The following is a 17,699-nucleotide window of genomic DNA, read 5'->3' as shown; positions in this document are numbered from 1 at the left end:
CGCGGTTTGCCCTTCCCGGGGGCCGCCGGCGGGGGGGGGGGGGGGGGGGGGGCCCCGGGGGCCCGCGGGCCCCGGCCGGGGGGGGGGCGGGGGGGCCCCCCCGCCCCCGGGCGCCCCCGCGCCCGGCGTGGATCAGCCCGCGTGGGCCTCGTCCAGCAGGGCGAGGTCCGCCGCGGAGAGCTGCAGGGCGCCGGCGGCGATGTTGTCCTCGAGGTGGGCGAGGTCGCCGGTGCCGGGGATGGCCAGGACGTGCGGGCCCCGGTGCAGCGTCCAGGCCAGGCGGACCCGGGCGGTGCTGACGCCGTGGGCCCCGGCCACCGCCAGGACCTGTCCGGGCTCGGACCCGCCCGGGCCGGACTCGCGGCCGGATCCGGCGATCGCGTAGAAGGGGACGAAGGCGATGCCCTGCTCGCCGCAGGTCCGCAGCAGCGCGTCCTGCTCGGGCGCGGCGCCGATGCCGTACGGGTTCTGCACGCACACGACGGGGGCGATGGCCCGGGCCTCGGCGAGCTGGTGCGGCTGGATGTTGGAGAGGCCGAGGTGGCGGATCAGCCCGGCCCGCTGCAGGTCGGCGAGGGCGCCGAAGCGTTCGGCGACCGAGTCGGACCCGAGGATCCGCAGGTTCACCAGGTCCAGGTGGTCGCGGCCGAGCTGGCGCAGGTTCTCCTCGACCTGCGCGCGCAGCCCCTCGGGGGTGCGGGCGTGCTCCAGCCACGTGCCGTCGGGGCCGCGTGCGGGGCCGACCTTGGTGGCGATCACCAGGTCGTCGCCGTACGGCGCGAGCGCCCGGTTGACGAGCTCGTTGGCGGAGCGCAGCGGGGAGAAGTAGAAGGCGGCGGTGTCGATGTGGTTGACGCCCAGTTCGACGGCGCGGCGCAGCACCCGGACGGCCTGCTCGCGGTCGCGCGGCACGGCGCGCGGAACGAGCGCCTTGCCGGTCTGCGGCAGGCGCATGGTGCCGAAGCCGATCCGGTGCACGGGGCGGTCGCCGAGGGTCCAGGTGCCGGAGGCGGCGGCGTGGGCGGTGGTGGGAGCGGCGCCGGGGGCGGCGGTGCCGGTGGCGGGGCCGGCCGGGACGGGGGCAGGGGTGTGCACGGGAGAGGTGGTGTGGGAGGTCATGCCGTCATGATCTCCACTGCACTACTCTGACCGCCAACGATTCGAACATGTGTGAATCCACGGGGGTGGCATGGCGGCCGAGCTGCAGTTCACGGCCGGCGACCTGGCGCGGATGCGCTTCGCGGTCTCGCCGATGTGGGAGGTCGGCCCGAGCCTGCGGCTGCTGCACTCGGGGGTCGCCCACCCCGTGCACCGGCCGTGGGTGGAGCAGGTGGGGCCCCGGCTGGCGGCGGCCGGGCCGGAGCGCGGGTGGCTCACCGAGATCGTCCCGCCGGCCGGGTACGTGCCCGACTTCGTCAACCCCGCCCCCTCCGGCGCCGCCCCGACCCTCGGGAGCGAACTCGCCGCGATCCGGGCCACCCCCGACGCACAGGTGCGCCGTGACCTCGACCGGCTGGCGTCCCGTCAGGGCGGCCTCGGCCCCCGGCTGCGCGCGCTGCACGCCGACCCGGCGGCGGGCCTGCCCCGGCTGACCGAGGCGATCGAGGCGTACTGGGAGCTCGCGCTCGCCCCGTACTGGGCCCGCATCCGGGCCGTCCTCGACGCGGACGTCCTGCACCGGGCCCGCCAGGTCGCCGAGTTCGGGGCGGCACGGGTCCTCAACGACCTGAGCACCGAGGTGCACTGGTCGGAGGACCGGCTGCGGCTGCGCCGGAGGTCGCGCCCGCTGGCCCCGGGGGCGTCGGGTGCCGGGCTGCTGCTGATCCCGTCGGCCTTCGCCCGGTCGGCGCTGTTCACCCAGGTCGCGGCGGAGCACCCGCCGCAGCTCGCCTACCCGGCGCGGGGGACCGGCCTGCTCTGGGCCGCCCGGCCGGCGACGGGCGACGGCGCCCTCGCCGTCGTCCTCGGGCGGTCGCGGACGCTGCTGCTCACCGAGCTCGACGCCCCGGCCTCCACCACCGAACTCGCCCGCCGCACGGGGCTGTCGCCGTCGGCCGTGTCCCGCTACCTGACGACCCTGCGGGACGCCGGCCTGGTCAGCGCCCACCGGGCCGGGCGCTCGGTGCTCTACGCCCGGACCGCCACGGCGGAGGCCGTCCTCGCGCCGCTGGCCCAGGGGTAGGACCCGCGGGAGGCCCGCCGGTGGTCCGGCCCCGCGGGATCCACCGGGAGGCCTCCGGCGTGCCGGTGGCGTCGGTGCCCTGGAAGAGTACGGGCATGACACCCGACCCTGACGACCGGCAGTGCCCCCGTCCGCGCGAGGTGCTGCGCTGCGCCGTCCTCGACGACGACGAGGAAGCCGTCACCGGCATCGCCGACTGGTCCCCGGTGGCCGATCGGGTGGAGCTGGCGGCCTTCCCCGACCGCTTCGGGTCGCAGGACGAACTCGCCGAAGCCCTGGCGGACTTCGACATCGTGGTGGCCCTGCGCGAACGGGTCGCGTTCCCGGCCTGGCTGTTCGCCCGGCTTCCGCGACTGCGGCTGCTGGTGGCCGCCGGCATGCACCACTCGGTGATCGACTACTCGGCCGCCGAGCGCCGCGGCGTGACGGTCTGCGGGACGTCGAGCTCCGTCACCCCGCCCGCCGAGCTGACCTGGGCGCTGCTGCTGGGCGTGGCACAGGGCGTCGTGCCGGAGAGCACCGCGCCGCGCGGCGGGTCGCGGCGGAGTGCCGCCGGAGCGGACCTGAACGGCCGGGTGCTCGGGCTGCTCGGCCTCGGGAGGATCGCGGCCCCGGTCGCCCGGATGGGGCTGGCCTTCGGCATGGACGTGGTGGCCTGGAGCCGGAACCTGACGGACGAGCGTGCCGCCGAGGTGGGCGTGCGCCGGGCCGCGAGCCTCGCGGAGCTGCTGGGCGGCAGCGACTTCGTCTCGGTGCACCTCGAGCTCGGCGAGCGCACCCGGGAGCTGCTCGGTGCGGCCGAGCTCGCCCTGATGAAGCCCGGTGCCTGTCTGGTGAACACCTCCCGGGCGGCGATCGTCGACCGGGACGCCCTGGCGGCCGCGCTCACCGGGGGCCGGCTCGCGGGCGCCGCCGTGGACGTCCTCGACGAGCCGCTGCCCGCGGACCACCCGCTGCACACCGCGCCGGGGCTGCTGGCCACCCCGCACCCGGGCTACGGGTCGCAGCACACCTACCGCCGCTGCTACGGCGAGGCGGTGGAGGACATCGCGGCGTTCCTCGACGGGGAGCCGGTCCGGCGGCTGGGCTGAGGACACCCGCGCCGACGTCCGTCCGCCGGGCCGGGCGCCGCCGCATACTGGCCGCGTGACGAGCGGAGACGGTGGACGAGGACGCGGCACCGGCCGGCGCGGGGTGCTGAGGGCCGGTGCGGCGGCGCTGCTGCTGGGGGCGGCGGGGTGCGGCGGCGGGGCCGGGAAGCCGGCGGCGGGCGCGGGTCCGGCGGGGTCGGGTTCGGCGGGCCGGGGGAGCGCTTCGGTGCCGGGGAGCACGTCACCGGGCACGACCGCGGCGTCCGGCAGCAGCGTCGCCACCACCCCGACGGCGGGCGGAACCCCGGGCGGCTCCTCCGGCGCCACGCCGACCGGGGTGGCGAGCCCGCTGCCCAACCCCCCGCTCTGGCAGCCCGGCCCGTCCGAGGTGCAGCCCGACGTCAAGCGGCGCGCCGTGGAGCTGGTCGCCGCGCTCGGGGCCTGGCCGCCGGGCGGCCAGGGCGTGGCCGCGGCGCGGGCCCGGGTGGCGGCGCTGGGCCTGCCGCCCGCCCTGGCGGACCAGGCCGGCCCGCTGGCGCCGCCGGCGCCGGAGGCGAGCCTGGAGGTGATCGACGCCCAGTACGGCGGGATCCTCGCCGACTCGGCGAGCGTGCTGGTGGTGTGCCGTCAGTGGACCCGCGGGCCCGACGGGTCGGTGGCCGGGGGCGGCTGCACGGTGGACGTCCGGCTGAGCCGGTCCGAGCCGCGCTGGACGGTCACCGAGCTGCACCCGGGGGAGCCGGGCCCGGCCGTGCCGACGCCGTCGTCCGCGGTGGCCCGGGTGTTCGCCGAGCCGAGGATCGAGCTGCCGCCCGGGGCGGCGGCCGACCTGCGCAGCGGCGCCGTGCACGACAGCGTGCTGGAGGCGATGCTGCGGCTGGCCGGCCCGTACACGCTCTCGGTGAGCGTGGTGCGGTCCGGCCACCCGTTGCTGGTGTTCGGCACGACCCGGCCCAGCGACCATCCGCAGGGCCGGGCCTTCGACGTGTGGCGGATCGACGGCCACCCGGTGGTGGACCCGGGAACGTCCCGCGCGCTGGTCGAGTCCTTCATGCGGGACGCGGCGGCCGCCGGGTCGTACAACGTGGGCGGGCCGGTGGCGATCCGGGGCGCCGGCAACCAGTTCTTCACCGACGACACGCACCACGACCACGTCCACGTCGGGTTCACCGCCTGACCGGGCGGCCCCGACCGGGCGGCCCGACCGCCGCCCGGCCGGTCAGCCGGCCGTGCGTCAGTTGACGTTGACGCCGCTCCACGCCGCCGCGATCGCCTTGTACTCGGTGCTGTTGAGGCCGTAGAGGTCCTTGGCCGCGCTCAGCGAGGCGGTGCGGGCGCCCTTGTAGTTGGTGGTGGACGTCATGTAGACGGTCAGCGCCCGGTACCAGATCTTGGCGACCTTCTGGTTGCCGATGCCGGTGACCGTGGAGCCGTTGCAGGTGGGGCTGTTGTAGGTGAAGCCGTTGATGGTCCGGCTGCCGCTGCCCTCGCTGGCCAGGAAGAACCAGTGGTTGCCGACGCCCGAGGAGTTGTGCACGTTCAGCTTGCCGACCGAGCTGCTCCAGCAGTCCGCCGAGGCGCCGTCCAGCGAGGGCTTGTCGAAGCGGCGCAGCCACGGCGGGGTGGACTGGTCGCTGAACAGGTAGTCGGGGGTGTCGACCTTGTTGTTGGCGTACCACTCGACCATCGTGCCGAAGATGTCGCTGGTGGACTCGTTGAGGCCGCCGGACTCCCCGCTGTAGCGCAGGTTGGCGGTGGCGCTGGTGACGCCGTGGGTCATCTCGTGGCCCATGGTGTCGAGGTCGACCTGCTCGGGGTCGTGGCTGCCGTCGCCGTCACCGGTCATCATGCAGAAGCAGCTGTCGGACCACTGGGCGTTGTCCCAGTTGGTGCCGACGTGCACGAAGACGGTGGCGCCCTTGCCGTCGTTCTTGATGCCGTTCCGGCCGAAGGTGTTCTTGTAGTAGTCGTACGTCCAGGCGGTGTTGGCGTGGGCGTCGACGGCGGCGGTGGAGCGGTCGGTGGAGAACTTCTTCCCGTCGCCCCAGACGTTGGTGGTGCTGGTGAAGGCGGTGCCGGAGCTCGCCTTGACCGAGGCGGCGGCGAGGTTGTGGGCGTCCTTGGTGACGTGGCCGCGGACCGGGTCGGTGAGCGTGTACCCGCCGCTGGTCTGGGTGGTGTCGATGGTGATGTCGCCGGTGTACTCGGAGTGGCCGGTGCCGGAGGCCTCGTGCTCGGCGTCGTACGACTCGATCTGCTCGCCGGTGGTGGCGTCGGTGACGACCACCCGGCCGGCGGGCTCGCCGTGCTCGCCGGTGCCCTCGACGGTGGTGCGCCAGGCGAGCCGGGGGGAGCCGTCGGCGGCCCAGACGACCAGTTCGGGGCTGCTCACGGCGTCCCTGACGCCGGGTGCGGCGGCGATGCCCTCGGCGGCGCCGGCCTGCGCGGGGACCTTCGGGACGGTGGACTTCACGGCGGCGTCGTGGGCGGCGGCGCGGGAGGAGTCCTTGAGCCGGCCGCGGGAGTCCTGGTGGACGACGAGGTCGCCGCCGACCACCGGGAGGCCCTGGTAGGTGCGGTCGAAGCGGACGTGCTGGCTGCCGTCGGCGTCCAGGACGACGTCCTTGACCACGAGGTCCTGACCCGCGCCGAAGCCGAACGTCCCGGCGTTGCGGGCGACGTTGGCGCGGGCCTGGGCTATCGCGGCGTCGCGGGTGCCGGTGGCCGCGGAGGCGGTTCCGGTGGGAACGGCGACGGCGACGAGGGCGGCGACGACCGCGATGGCTCCGGCCGCGAGGGGGCGGCGGGAGGAGGAGGTGGGGCTCACTCTGACTCCAGTGGGGGTTAGCTGCAGGGAAAAGAGCTGCGACTGAGATTGACGGCGAGCAGTCAGCTGGAGCTAGAGGGAAGGTCATAACTTTGCCAAGTTGTGTCCTGTTCAAATCAAAAATGATCAGAAGTTAACATTGCGCCCACACTCCCGTCGTGACACTCGCTTACGCACACCCGCGCACGGCTCTAGGCTCGGCGCCATGGACGGATGGGTGGGGGCCTGGACCGGCGGGCGGGCGGCGGTCCACGTGGGCAACGTCGCGGACTTCAACGAGCAGTTCTTCGCCCCGGGGATGGACGGCGCCCAACGCGCCCGCCGGCTGCGGCAGGCGCACCACTACGCCTGCCTGGCCGCCTGCTACAGCCCCGAGCCGGCCCTGCTGGTGCTGCCCGCGGAGGTCGCCCCGGAGTGGACGGACTGGCTGGCCCGGGAGCTGGAATGGGGCCCGGTCGAGGTGCACCGGGGAGTCGCGCCGGGGAGCACGGTCGCCCGGGCGCTCGCCGGACGGCCGGCCCTGAGGGCACGGATCGCCGGCCTCGGCGGACCGGTGGTCCACTGGGGCCGCACCGCGGACCAGGGCGAGGGGCCCGAACTGGCCGCCGTGCGCCGCTACGAGTCCAAGGCGGCCGCCCACGAGCTGTTCACCGAACTCGCCCCCGCCTACCCGGACGTCCACGTCCCCGCCCAGGAGTGCCCGGGCGGCCGGGGCCGCACCGCCCGCCGGCTGACCGCCCGCGCGGCCCGGGGGCTCACCACCGTCCTGAAGAGCCCGCACGGCGTCGGCGGCTACGGCACCGTCGTGGTGGAACCCGCCGACCTGTTCGCCGCGGGCGGCGGCCGGGCCCTGCTGCGGCGGCTGGTCCGCACCGAAGTCCTCCCGGCCCGGGGCGGGTTGCTGCTGGAGGAGCACGTCGACCCGGGCCCGGCCGCCCGGCTGCGCGACCTCACCTACGACGTGGTGGTCGGCTCCGACGGGGCCGTCCACCCGGTCGGCGCCGGGGTCATGGCGGTGGCCGGCACCCGCTACCAGGGCGTCACCGTCGGGCCCGGCGCGGTGCCGGACGCCGCCGCGGGGACGGCCCGCCGGTTCGCCCTCGCGGTGGGGGAGCGGCTGGCCGCCGAGGGCTACCGCGGCTGGTTCGACGTGGACTTCGTCACCGACCGCCGCCGCCGGCTCGCCCCCACCGAGATCAACCTGCGGCTCACCGGCCCGGCCGTCGCCTTCGTGCTGCGGGAACGGCTGGACCGGGTGCGCGGGCCGGGGCACCTCGTCCGCACCCTGGACGCGATGCCCCTGGGAGCCCGCCTCGCCCAGGAGGCGCTCCACGACCACCTCGACCGGCTGCGCCCGGCCTGCGCCCGGCTCGGGGTCACCCTGCTGCCGCTGATCCCGACGGCCGGCCACGACCCGGAGCCCGTCGTCGGCCTCGCCCTGGCCGGGACCGACGTCGAGGCGCTGGACGCGGCACAGGCGCTGCTGGCGGCGGCGAACCACGCCCTGGCCGGGATGTTCGAAGCCCTGCGGTGACGGGCGGTCGGGACGCGCGTGGCCGCCTCGGGCGACCGGTCGCCGTTTCGGCGACGGCCGGTCACCCGCTCCGGGCGGACCCCCGGCGGCCGCCGCCCGCTACCGCTCGCCCACCGGCGGCCGCCAGACCACGAACCGCACCACGACCAGCGCCGCGAGCATCAGCGGGATGTTGAAGACGAACACCAGCGCCGTCTCGCGCGGCCAGTCCGTGGCGCTGGTGAGGCGGTACAGGTTGTCCTGCGGCCACCAGTTGACCAGCAGCCAGGTGATCGCGAGATGGGTCAGCACGGACAGCCGGTACGGCCGGCCCTGTCGCAGCACCGCCTCGAAGCCGGCGGCGAGGTAGACCACGCCCGCGCCGAACGCCAGGTTCTCGCAGAGGTACAACAGCCTGAAGTACGCGTCGTAGGGAGACGGGACCAGCGAGACGTCGGTGGAGCCGGGGAACAGCACGTCGGTCGTCGCCCACGCGGCGCCGCCGAACAGCAGCACGCAGAAGACCGCCGCGCAGCCGGCGACGAAGCGGCTCTCGGAGCCGCCGCCGCCCCCGGCCTTGCCGCCCGCCTTCCCGCCGCCGGCCTTCACCGGGCGCCCGGCGGCGAGCGCGGCCGTCCGCGCGGCGGTGTGCTCCGGCGGTGCGGGCAGCGGCAGCGCGGAGCGGTCCAGCTTGCCCGCCCGGGTGCGCGGCAGGTCCGGCACCACCACGACCGCCGAGGGCGCGGCGGCGCCCGGCAGTTCCGCCGCCAGGTGCTGCGAGAGCGACCAGCCGTCGGCGCCGTCGGCATCCGGCTCGGCCACCGCGTAGCCGACCAGCCGCCGCTGCCCGGGCCGCGGCTCCAGCTCCACCACGGCGGCCTCCCGGACCGCGGGGTGCGAGCGCAGCACGCCCTCGGCCCGGGCGGCCGTCAGCACCGTGGCCACCGCCGAGGCCTTGCCGGGATGGTCGACCGGACCGAGCACGGTGGCGGCCCGGCCGAGGAACTCCAGGACGCCGTCCGGGCGCAGCAGTCCGACGTCCCCGGTCAGCAGCACCCGCCCGTCCGGGTCGAAGTCGGCCCGGACGAAGCGCCGCCGGGTGTCGTCGGGCCGGTCGAAGTAGCCCCGGCCGAGCCCGCTCCCGGCGACGGCGATCTCGCCGGGCCGCCCGGGCGCGACGGGGAGGCCCTTCGGCCCGACCACGTAGACCCGGGTGCCGGGGAAGGGCCGGCCGACCAGCGAGACCCGTTCGCCGCCGTCGGCGACGGCGCTGCCCCGGGCGTCGAAGTAGGTGCTGTCGACGGTGGCCTCGGCCAGGCCGTAGACGTTGAGCACCCTGGTCCGCTCGCCGAGCAGCCGTTGCAGGCCCAGCTGCTCGTCCAGGTACCACTTCTCGGCGCCGACGGTCAGCAGCCGCACCCCGGGCAGGGCGCGGCCGGTCCGTTCGAGGAAGGCGCTCAGCCGGCGCGCGGTGCGCACGTTCAGCTCCAGGACGGTGATCCGCTCGTCGGCGACCAGCGCGGGCAGCTCGGCGACGTCGGCGGTGCGGTCCAGGGTGAGGTTGCGCGGGGCGACGACGAGGGCGGCCCCGGTGCACAGGGCGCGCACCCAGTCGGCGGTGAAGACGTCGAACTCCAGGCTCGCCGTCTGCAGGATCCGGTCCTCGGCGGTCAGCCCGTACACCTCGCACCAGCCGCGGTGGGCGGCCAGCAGGTTGTCGTGCCCGATCAGCGCGCCGGTGGGCGGGCCGGTGGTTCCGGAGGTGTAGAAGACGCAGGCGAGGTCGGCGGGGCCGGTGGCCGGGGCGTCGAACGGGCCGTCCGCCGACACGGTCAGGTCCGGGCAGACGACCGGTGCGCCGCCGGCGTCGGCGAGCCGCACCCGGTGGCCCTCCTCGGTGACCACCAGGTCCGGTGCGGCGTCGGTCAGCACGTGCCGCAGCAGCGCGTCCGGCGCGCTCGGCTCCAGCGGCACGTAGGCGGCGCCGGTCTTCAGCACGGCGAGCAGGGCGACGTAGACGCCCGTCCCGCGGCCGAGCGCGACGGCCGCCCGGCCGCCCGGGGCGAGGCCGCGGGACGCCAGGTCGCGGGCGAGTGCGGTGGCCCGGGCGTCCAGCTCCCGGTACGTCAGCTCCTCGGCCCCGCACCGGACGGCGACGGCGAGCGGGGCCAGCCGGGCCTGCTCCTCGACCAGTCCGTGCACCGTGCCGGCCGCCGGCGGTGCCCCGACCGCGGCCTTCCCGACTGCGGCCTTCCCGACCACGGGCTGCTCCCCGACCCCCGGGCCGCCCGTCGCCTCCCCGAGCGCGGCGCCCCCCGCCGTCTCCCCGACGGCGGCCTCCCCGACCGCCGCCGCTCTGCCCGTCGGCTCCCCGTCCGTGGTCTCCCCGTCCGTCATGACGGCGCTCCCCTCGTCGCTCCGGAAGCACCGATCATCCTCCCAACTCCGGCCGGGCAAAAGGGCCCTGGCAGGTCCATCCCTCGGACGAAGCGATCTTGCCGGGGGCCCCGGTTGTACTCTGCACGCGGACGGTCGGCGCCGTACCGGCCGGCGCGGCGCCACGCCCCTACCCTGCCCGGTGCCGTGATCGGAGGTCCGCCCCCCATGAGTTCGTCCGCCCCGTCCTTCGAGGGCCCACTGCTGCGCACCCGCGACGTGGACGTCGTGCGCGACGGCCGCCACCTGCTGCGCGGGATCTCCCTCACCATCGAGGCCGGCGAGCACTGGGCGCTGCTCGGGCCGAACGGGGCGGGGAAGTCCACCCTGCTCGCGCTGCTCGGCGCGGTCTCCCACCCGACCCGCGGGGAGGTGGACGTGCTGGGCCGCCGGCTCGGCCGGGTGGACATCCGCGAGCTGCGCGCCCACCTCGGGCACGTCAACCCCCGCCACCCGCTGCGCTCCCCGCTGAGCGTGCGCGAGGTGGTGCTGACCGGGCACACCAACACCATCGAGCCGGAGTGGCACCGCAAGGCCGCCCCCGAGGTGCTGGCCCGGGCCGAGCAGCTGATCGAGACGCTCGGCATGGCCCCGATGGCCGACTCCCCGTGGACCACGCTCTCCCAGGGCGAGCGCGGCCGGGCCCTGATCGCCCGCGCGCTGATGCCCAGCCCGCGGCTGCTGCTGCTCGACGAGCCCGCCACCGGACTGGACCTCACCGCCCGCGAGCTGCTGCTGGACAGCCTGGACCTGCTGCGCCACCAGCACCCCGAGCTGGCCAGCGTGCTGGTCACCCACCACCTGGAGGAGCTGCCGGAGAGCACCACGCACGCCCTGCTGCTGCGGGCGGGGGAGTGCGTGGCGGCCGGGCCGGTGGACGAGGTGATGACCACCGGGCTGATCAGCGAGACGTTCGGCCACCCGATCCGGATCAGCCGCCACGAGGGCCGCTGGACGGCCCGCGCGGCCGCCCGCCGGGTGCCAGGGGCGTGAGGTCGCGGGCTGCTGGGCGGCGGCCCGCGAGGGTCCCCGGTCATGAGGTCGTGGGCTGACGGACGGCGGCCCGCAAGGGTTCCCCCCACCTGACGGATTGACAGGTGGGGGGCGGTGTAGACGCTGAAATCAGATTTCCCTAAGGTATGCCTTAGCTAAGTGGGCGGGGGGAACCGGTGCCCCCGGTTCCCCCCGCCCACACTCAGTGCTGCCCAGGCCCACCCTGCCCTCTCCGTTGGAGCCCGTATGTCCGCCCGTCGCCGTACCACCGCAGCCGCGCTGCTCACCCTCGCCGTGGCGACCGCCACCCTGGCGGGCTGCGCGGACAAGAAGGACGACAAGGCGGGCGGCGCCGACGCCGTCAAGATCAACGCCACCGACACCGCCTGCGAGGTCTCCAAGACCACGTTCCCGGCCGGCCACATCGTCCTCGACATCAGCAACAAGGGCGCCAAGACCACCGAGGTCTACGTCTACGGTGACGGTGACAAGATCATCACCGAGCGCGAGAACATCGGCCCCGGCACCAAGGCCACCATCAACGCCGAGATCAAGGCCGGCTCCTACGAGATCGCCTGCAAGCCCGGCATGGTCGGCGACGGCATCCGGCAGAAGATCACCGTGACCGGCGAGGGCGGCAGCGCCGCCGCGGCCGACCCGCGCCTGGCCACCGCCGTCGAGGCCTACCGCAAGTACGCCCAGGAGCAGGCCGACGCCACCATCCCGGCCGTCGAGGCCTTCGCCGCCGCGATCACCGCCGGCGACATCGAGAAGGCCAAGTCGCTCTACGCGCCCTCGCGCACCGGCTGGGAGCGCACCGAGCCCGTCGCGGAGAGCTTCGGCGACGTCGACCCCAAGACCGACACCCGCGAGGACAAGGTCGAGGCCGGCCAGCAGTGGACCGGCTGGCACAAGCTGGAGAAGTCGCTCTGGGCCGACGCCAGGATCGGCGACGACGAGAAGACCCTCGCCGCCCAGCTGGTCAACGACCTCAAGGACTGGCAGAAGAAGATCCCCTCCGCCGAGATCACCGCGACCAGCATGGCCAACGGCGCCAAGGAGCTGCTGGACGAGGTCGCCACCAACAAGATCACCGGCGAGGAGGACCGCTACAGCCACACCGACCTGGCCGACTTCCAGGCCAACGTCGAGGGTGCGCAGAAGGCCTACGAGCTGCTGAAGCCCGTCGCCGCCGAGAAGGACCCGGAGCTCGCCAAGACCCTCGACTCCGAGTTCACCGCCATCACCGCCCTGCTCGCCAAGTACAAGCAGGCCGACGGCACCTTCACCTCCTACGACAAGGTCACCGAGGCCGAGCGCAAGACCTTCTCCGACGCGGTCAACTCGCTGGGCGAGCCGCTGTCGAAGCTGGCCGCCGCCGTCGTCGTCGTCAAGTAACGACCCCGGCACCACCGAGCACCGTCCCCACCCCTCCACCGACGCCGTGGCGGCCCCCAAGCGGCCGCCACGGCATCGGCGAGTCAGCACAGAGAAGGATCCACCCGCCGATGGACGCCGAGAACCAGCAGCAGACCGAAGCCCCGGCCGGCACCGACGCCGCCCCCGCCGGCGGCGTCAGCCGCCGGGCCGTGATCGGCTGGGCCGGCGCGGGTGTCGCGCTCGGCGCCGCCGCCGTCGGCTCGGTCGCCGCGGCCACCCGCCAGGACGACCCCGCCCCGGCACCCGCCGCCCAGGCCGGCGCCGAGGTGCCCTTCTACGGCGACAACCAGGCCGGCATCGCCACCCCCGTCCAGGACCGCCTGCACTTCGCCGCCTTCGACGTCTCCGACAAGGCCACCCGCGAGTCGCTGGTCAAGATGCTCAAGGAGTGGACCAAGGCCGCCGCCGCGATGACCGGCGGCCGCGAGGTCGGCACCGGCGCCGCCAGCGGCCTGCCCGAGGCGCCGCCGGACGACACCGGCGAGGCTCTCGGCCTGCCCGCCTCCCGGCTCACCCTCACCATCGGCTTCGGCCCCACCCTGTTCGAGAAGACCGGCCCGGACGGTCAGCCGGTCGACCGCTTCGGCCTCAAGGCCAGGCGCCCCGAAGCCCTGATCGACCTGCCCGCGTTCAAGGGCGACAAGCTCGACCCGCTGCGCAGCGGCGGCGACATCTGCATCCAGGCCTGCGCCGACGACCCGCAGGTCGCCGTGCACGCCATCCGCAACCTGGCCCGCATCGGCATGGGCACCGTCAACATCCGCTGGTCGCAGCTCGGCTTCGGCAAGACCTCCTCCACCACCCCGGACGCGCAGACCCCGCGCAACCTGATGGGCTTCAAGGACGGCACCCACAACATCGCGGGCACCGACACCGCCAAGCTCGCCGACCACGTGTGGGCGGCCCCCGGCGACGGCGCCGACTGGATGACCGGCGGCTCCTACCTCGTCGCCCGGCGCATCCGGATGCACATCGAGACCTGGGACCGCACCTCGCTCAAGGAGCAGGAGGACGTCTTCGGCCGCACCAAGGGCGAGGGCGCCCCGTACGGCAAGGCCAAGGAGCACGACGCGCCGGACCTCAAGGCCATGCCCGCCGACTCCCACGTCGCCCTGGCCCACCCGGACGCCAACAGCGGTCTGATGATCCTGCGCCGCGGCTTCTCCTTCACCGACGGCACCGACGGCCTCGGCCGCCTGGACGCCGGCCTGTTCTTCCTCGCCTACCAGCGCGACACCCGCAAGGCCTTCGTCCCGCTCCAGCAGCGGCTCGCGGGCAGCGACAAGCTCAACGAGTACATCCAGCACGTCGGCTCCGCCCACTTCGCCTGCCCGGCGGGCGTCCGCAAGCCCGGGGAGTGGTGGGGCCAGGCCCTGTTCGGCTGATCCCGACCGCGTTCCCCCGTACCACCTCGACACCCCCCCAGGAGCCCGCGTGTTCGGCAACTACCTGATCGGCCTGCGCGAAGGCCTCGAAGCCAGCCTGGTCGTCTGCATCCTGATCGCCTACCTGGTCAAGACCGACCGCCGGGACAAGCTCCCGCCGGTGTGGACCGGCGTCGTCTCGGCCGTCGTGCTCAGCATGGCCTTCGGCGCGGTGCTGCAGTTCGGCTCCTCGCAGCTCACCTTCGAGGCGCAGGAGGCGCTCGGCGGCTCGCTGTCGATCATCTCGGTCGGGCTGGTCACCTGGATGGTGTTCTGGATGCGCCGCACCGCCCGGCACCTGAAGACCGAACTGCACGGCAAGCTCGACGCGGCCGTCGCCATGGGCACCACGGCCCTGGTGGTCACCGCCTTCCTGGCCGTCGGCCGGGAGGGCCTGGAGACCGCCCTGTTCATCTGGTCCGCGGTGCAGGCCACCGGGGACGGCTACAACCCGCTGATCGGCGCGGCCCTCGGCCTGCTCACCTCGGTGGTGCTCGGCTGGCTGTTCTACCGCGGCGCGCTGAAGATCAACCTGGCGAAGTTCTTCACCTGGACCGGCGCCATGCTGGTGGTCGTCGCGGCCGGCGTGCTCGCCTACGGCGTGCACGACCTGCAGGAGGCCGGCTGGCTGCCGGGCCTGCACAGCCAGGCCTTCGACATCTCCAGCACCATCCCGAAGGACAGCTGGTACGGCACCCTGCTCAAGGGCGTCTTCAACTTCCAGCCGGACCCGACGGTCCTGCAGCTGGTGGTCTGGCTGCTCTACCTGGCGCCGACCCTCGCCGTCTTCTTCAACCTGTTCGGGGGCCGGGCGAAGCCCGTCGCGGCCAAGCCCGCCGCCTGACCTCCCGCACCCCCGCCCCGCCCCGACCGGCCCCCGCCGGCCGGGGCGGTCGCGCGTCCGGCCCCCGGCACCCCGCCGGGGGCCTGCTACGGGGGCGGGGGTGGTCCGGGTCGGGCGGGGCGGGGCCGGGACGCGGCGGAGCCCCGGGCGGTCCTGGACCGCCCGGGGCTCCGGGTGACGTGACCGGGGCCGCTACTCGCTCTTGATCGCGCCCAGGATGTCCATCCGGGCGGCCCGGCGGGCCGGCCACAGGGCGGCGAGCAGGCCGATCACCGCGGCCGCGACCAGGAAGCCGAGGATCTGCAGCGGCGGCACCACGGTGGTCATGTCCTTGAAGGAGTCCGCCATCGTGCGGTTGCCCGCCCAGGCGACCAGGACGCCGAGCCCGATCCCGACCACGCCGCCGAACAGCGCGATCAGCAGCGACTCCAGTCGCACCATCCGGCCGATGCCCCGGCGGTCCAGGCCGATCGCCCGCAGCATGCCGATCTCCCGGCGGCGCTCGTAGACCGACATCGCCATGGTGTTGACCACGCCGAGCACCGCGATCACCACGGACATCCCGAGCAGCCCGTACATGACGTTCAGCACGTTGGTGACCATCTGGCGGCTCTCCGCCTTGATGTCCTCGTCGCCCTTGACCGCGATCAGCGGGTTGCCGCCGGTGGCGTCCCGCAGCGCCTGCTTCAGCCCGTCGGTGGCGCCGTCCGCGCCCTTCACCAGGATCCGTTCCAGGCCGCTGCCGGGTGCCGCGTGCGGGCCGACCACGGCGTCGGGGGCGACGAAGCCGGCCGGCGCGGTGTCGGCCTCCAGCACGGCACCGACGGTGAGCGACCCCTTGGTGCCGTCCGGGTAGGTGACCGCGACGGCGTCGCCGACCCGGTAGCCGGTGCGCTCCGAGGTGCCGGCGCTCACCATCAGCCGGCCCTGCTTCAGCGCGTCCGCCGACCCCTCCTTGACCTTGATGGTGGCCAGCCGGTCGATGGTCGCCGCGTCGACGGCCCGCAGGTACTCGGTGGTCGTGCCGTCCGGGCCGTCCGCGTCGGCCGATCCGTGCGTGCCGTGCGTGCCGTTCGCGGCGGTCTTCACCGGGACGGTGCGCTCCACGCTCATCGCGCTGACGCCGGGCGTCCTGGCGACCTGGGTGGCGACCTCGGGGGAGAGCATCGAGAAGTTCTTCATCGCGACGGTGTAGTCGGCCTTGAGGTCGCTCCCGGTGGACTTGTCCAGGGCCTCGTTCACCGAGGCGCCGACCACGGTCAGCGAGGTGATCAGCGTGACGCCGATGGTCAGCGCGGAGGCCGTGGCGGCGGTGCGCCGGGGGTTGCGGACGGCGTTCTCCCGGGCCAGCTTCCCCGGCGTGCCGTACAGCCTGCGCAGCAGCGGGGCGAACAGCGCGATCAGCGGCCGGGAGAGCAGCGGGGTCAGCACGAACACGCCGATCAGCAGCGCGCCCGCACCGAGACCGACCAGCTTGACCTCCTTGCCGCCCACGCCGGCCGCCAGCGCGCCACCGCCGGCCAGGGTGAACAGCAGGCCGATCGCGTTGCGCACCCGCAGGCTCTTCTGGGTGGCGGGCTGCTCGACCGAGCTCATCGCCGCGACCGGGGCGATCCGGGAGGCGCGGCGGGCGGGCAGCCAGGCGGCCAGCACCGTCACCAGGACGCCGACGGCGATCGCGGTGACCACCGTGGACGGCGCGATGATCAGCGGGCCGTCCGGCAGGTTGGCGTCCATCGGGCCGTTGAGCACGGCCTTGAGCCCGACGGCGATCCCGATGCCGGCCAGCAGGCCGCCCACCGACGCGGCGAGGCCGACCAGCAGCGCCTCGATCAGCACCGAGCGGGTGATCTGGCGGCGGCTGGCGCCGACGGCGCGCAGCAGGGCCAGCTCCCGGGTGCGCTGGGCGACCAGCATGGCGAAGGTGTTGGCGATGATGAAGACGCCGACGAACAGGGCGATGCCCGCGAAGCCCAGCAGGAAGGTGCTGAGCATCCGGGTGCCCTGCTCGATCATCCGGTCCTGTTCGGCGGCGAGTTCGCGGCCGGTCCTGGCCTCGAGGTTGTCGCCCTGCGGGAGGGCCTGCTTCACGGCGGCGAGCAGCGCGGCGTCGTCGGTGCCCGGCTTGGCCCTGACGTCCAGCTCGGCGTAGTGGCCGGGGCTGAGGTAGAGCCGCTGGGCGGTGGCGGTGTCGAAGGCGGCGAGCGAGCCGCCGGCCACCACGCGCGGGTCGTTGGTGTGCAGGGTGCCGGTGAGCTTGAGCTCCATCACCGGCCCGTTGACGGCGACGCGGACGGTGTCGCCGACCTTGTACCCGCCCTTGTCGGCGGTCCTGGTGTCGAGCGCGATCTCCTTGGCGTCCTTCGGGCCGCGGCCCTCGACCAGCGGGTAGCGCGCGTCGGTGCCGTCGGCTCCCGGCACGTAGTTGGTGCCGGTGGTGGAGAAGCCGTCGCCGATCAGGGCGCCCTTGCGGTCGGCGATGCCGGCGAAGCCGCTGACCACGCCGCGGGCGTCGGCGGCGCCGGGCAGCGCCGCGACGGCCGTGCGGGTGTCCTCGGTGAGGGAGGGGCCGGCCTCGGTCCGGTCGCCGCGGTCGTAGCCGCGGCCGACGGCCTCGTGGTCGCTGACCGTGACGGCGATGTCGGTGTAGCTCTTGGAGTTCTGGGTCCTGAGCGCGTTGCCGAAGGTGTCGGAGAAGACGAGCGTGCCGGCCACGAAGGCGGTGCCGAGCAGGACGGCCAGCGTCGTCATGAGGAGCCGGCCCTTGTGGGCCAGCACGTTGCGCAGTGCGGTGCGGAACATGGGGGAGTGTCAGTCCTGGAGGGCTCGTGGTTCGGTGGCGTCGGGGTCGAACGGGCTCAGCTGGTGCGGCCCTTGGCGTCGAAGCGGCGCATGCGGTCCAGGACGGTGTCGGCGGTGGGCGTGTGGAGTTCGTCGACGATGCGGCCG

At 74.8% G+C, this 17,699-nt stretch carries 12 protein-coding genes and 1 pseudogene; 8 read left to right on the top strand and 5 right to left on the bottom strand.

Annotated features, from left to right (window positions below; all coding sequences use genetic code 11):
- Positions 1–132: 132 nt before the first annotated feature.
- A complete protein-coding gene (locus tag ACIRS1_RS35385; protein WP_402846527.1) occupies positions 133–1,119 on the bottom strand; it encodes an aldo/keto reductase in 987 nt (328 codons plus the stop codon).
- Between the two features lie 70 nt (positions 1,120–1,189).
- Between ACIRS1_RS35385 and ACIRS1_RS35380 the strand changes: the two genes are divergently transcribed.
- The 3 genes from ACIRS1_RS35380 to ACIRS1_RS35370 all read left to right on the top strand — a co-directional run bounded on the left by ACIRS1_RS35380 (position 1,190) and on the right by ACIRS1_RS35370 (position 4,450).
- The gene (locus ACIRS1_RS35380) at positions 1,190–2,182 is read left to right on the top strand and encodes a DUF5937 family protein (protein WP_402846525.1); all 993 of its coding nucleotides are present in this window, start codon (positions 1,190–1,192) and stop codon (positions 2,180–2,182) included.
- A 95-nt stretch (positions 2,183–2,277) separates the two neighbouring features.
- On the top strand, positions 2,278–3,273 hold the full coding sequence (locus ACIRS1_RS35375; RefSeq protein WP_402846523.1) for a D-2-hydroxyacid dehydrogenase family protein: 996 nt from the start codon (positions 2,278–2,280) through the stop codon (positions 3,271–3,273).
- A 226-nt stretch (positions 3,274–3,499) separates the two neighbouring features.
- On the top strand, positions 3,500–4,450 hold the full coding sequence (locus tag ACIRS1_RS35370; RefSeq protein ID WP_402846521.1) for a hypothetical protein: 951 nt from the start codon (positions 3,500–3,502) through the stop codon (positions 4,448–4,450).
- A gap of 57 nt (positions 4,451–4,507) precedes the next feature.
- Here the strand turns inward: ACIRS1_RS35370 and ACIRS1_RS35365 are convergent, their stop codons facing one another.
- A complete protein-coding gene (locus tag ACIRS1_RS35365; RefSeq protein WP_387906338.1) occupies positions 4,508–6,100 on the bottom strand; it encodes a M4 family metallopeptidase in 1,593 nt (530 codons plus the stop codon).
- 205 nt (positions 6,101–6,305) lie between these two features.
- Here ACIRS1_RS35365 and ACIRS1_RS35360 point away from each other — a divergent pair, with 205 nt between their 5' ends.
- A complete protein-coding gene (locus ACIRS1_RS35360) occupies positions 6,306–7,634 on the top strand; it encodes a hypothetical protein (protein WP_402846519.1) in 1,329 nt (442 codons plus the stop codon).
- A gap of 99 nt (positions 7,635–7,733) precedes the next feature.
- Here ACIRS1_RS35360 and ACIRS1_RS35355 read toward each other — a convergent pair whose 3' ends face one another.
- A complete protein-coding gene (locus tag ACIRS1_RS35355) occupies positions 7,734–10,010 on the bottom strand; it encodes an amino acid adenylation domain-containing protein (RefSeq protein WP_402846517.1) in 2,277 nt (758 codons plus the stop codon).
- A 207-nt stretch (positions 10,011–10,217) separates the two neighbouring features.
- Here ACIRS1_RS35355 and ACIRS1_RS35350 point away from each other — a divergent pair, with 207 nt between their 5' ends.
- The 4 genes from ACIRS1_RS35350 to efeU all read left to right on the top strand — a co-directional run bounded on the left by ACIRS1_RS35350 (position 10,218) and on the right by efeU (position 14,750).
- Positions 10,218–11,042: an ABC transporter ATP-binding protein gene (locus tag ACIRS1_RS35350; RefSeq protein ID WP_387906332.1), complete on the top strand. Its 825-nt coding sequence runs from the start codon at positions 10,218–10,220 to the stop codon at positions 11,040–11,042.
- Positions 11,043–11,288: 246 nt separating this feature from the next.
- Positions 11,289–12,440 (top strand): iron uptake system protein EfeO, encoded by a 1,152-nt coding sequence (gene efeO, locus ACIRS1_RS35345; RefSeq protein ID WP_402846515.1) that lies wholly within the window; start codon positions 11,289–11,291, stop codon positions 12,438–12,440.
- A gap of 110 nt (positions 12,441–12,550) precedes the next feature.
- Entirely contained in the window at positions 12,551–13,867 is a 1,317-nt protein-coding gene (gene efeB, locus ACIRS1_RS35340; RefSeq protein WP_360212193.1) for an iron uptake transporter deferrochelatase/peroxidase subunit, read from the top strand.
- Between the two features lie 49 nt (positions 13,868–13,916).
- Positions 13,917–14,750, top strand: coding sequence for an iron uptake transporter permease EfeU (gene efeU, locus ACIRS1_RS35335; RefSeq protein ID WP_360212195.1), 834 nt, complete (start codon positions 13,917–13,919; stop codon positions 14,748–14,750).
- 192 nt (positions 14,751–14,942) lie between these two features.
- Here the strand turns inward: efeU and ACIRS1_RS35330 are convergent, their stop codons facing one another.
- Both ACIRS1_RS35330 and ACIRS1_RS35325 read right to left on the bottom strand, forming a co-directional pair.
- Positions 14,943–17,552: an ABC transporter permease gene (locus tag ACIRS1_RS35330; protein WP_402846512.1), complete on the bottom strand. Its 2,610-nt coding sequence runs from the start codon at positions 17,550–17,552 to the stop codon at positions 14,943–14,945.
- Between the two features lie 56 nt (positions 17,553–17,608).
- Positions 17,609–17,699 (bottom strand): annotated as a pseudogene (locus ACIRS1_RS35325) (ABC transporter ATP-binding protein); the annotation flags it as partial.

It is taken from the genome of Kitasatospora sp. NPDC101176 (assembly GCF_044768035.1).
Taxonomy (GTDB): Bacteria; Actinomycetota; Actinomycetes; order Streptomycetales; family Streptomycetaceae; genus Kitasatospora.
This window is presented reverse-complemented; position numbering and strand designations above follow the sequence as displayed.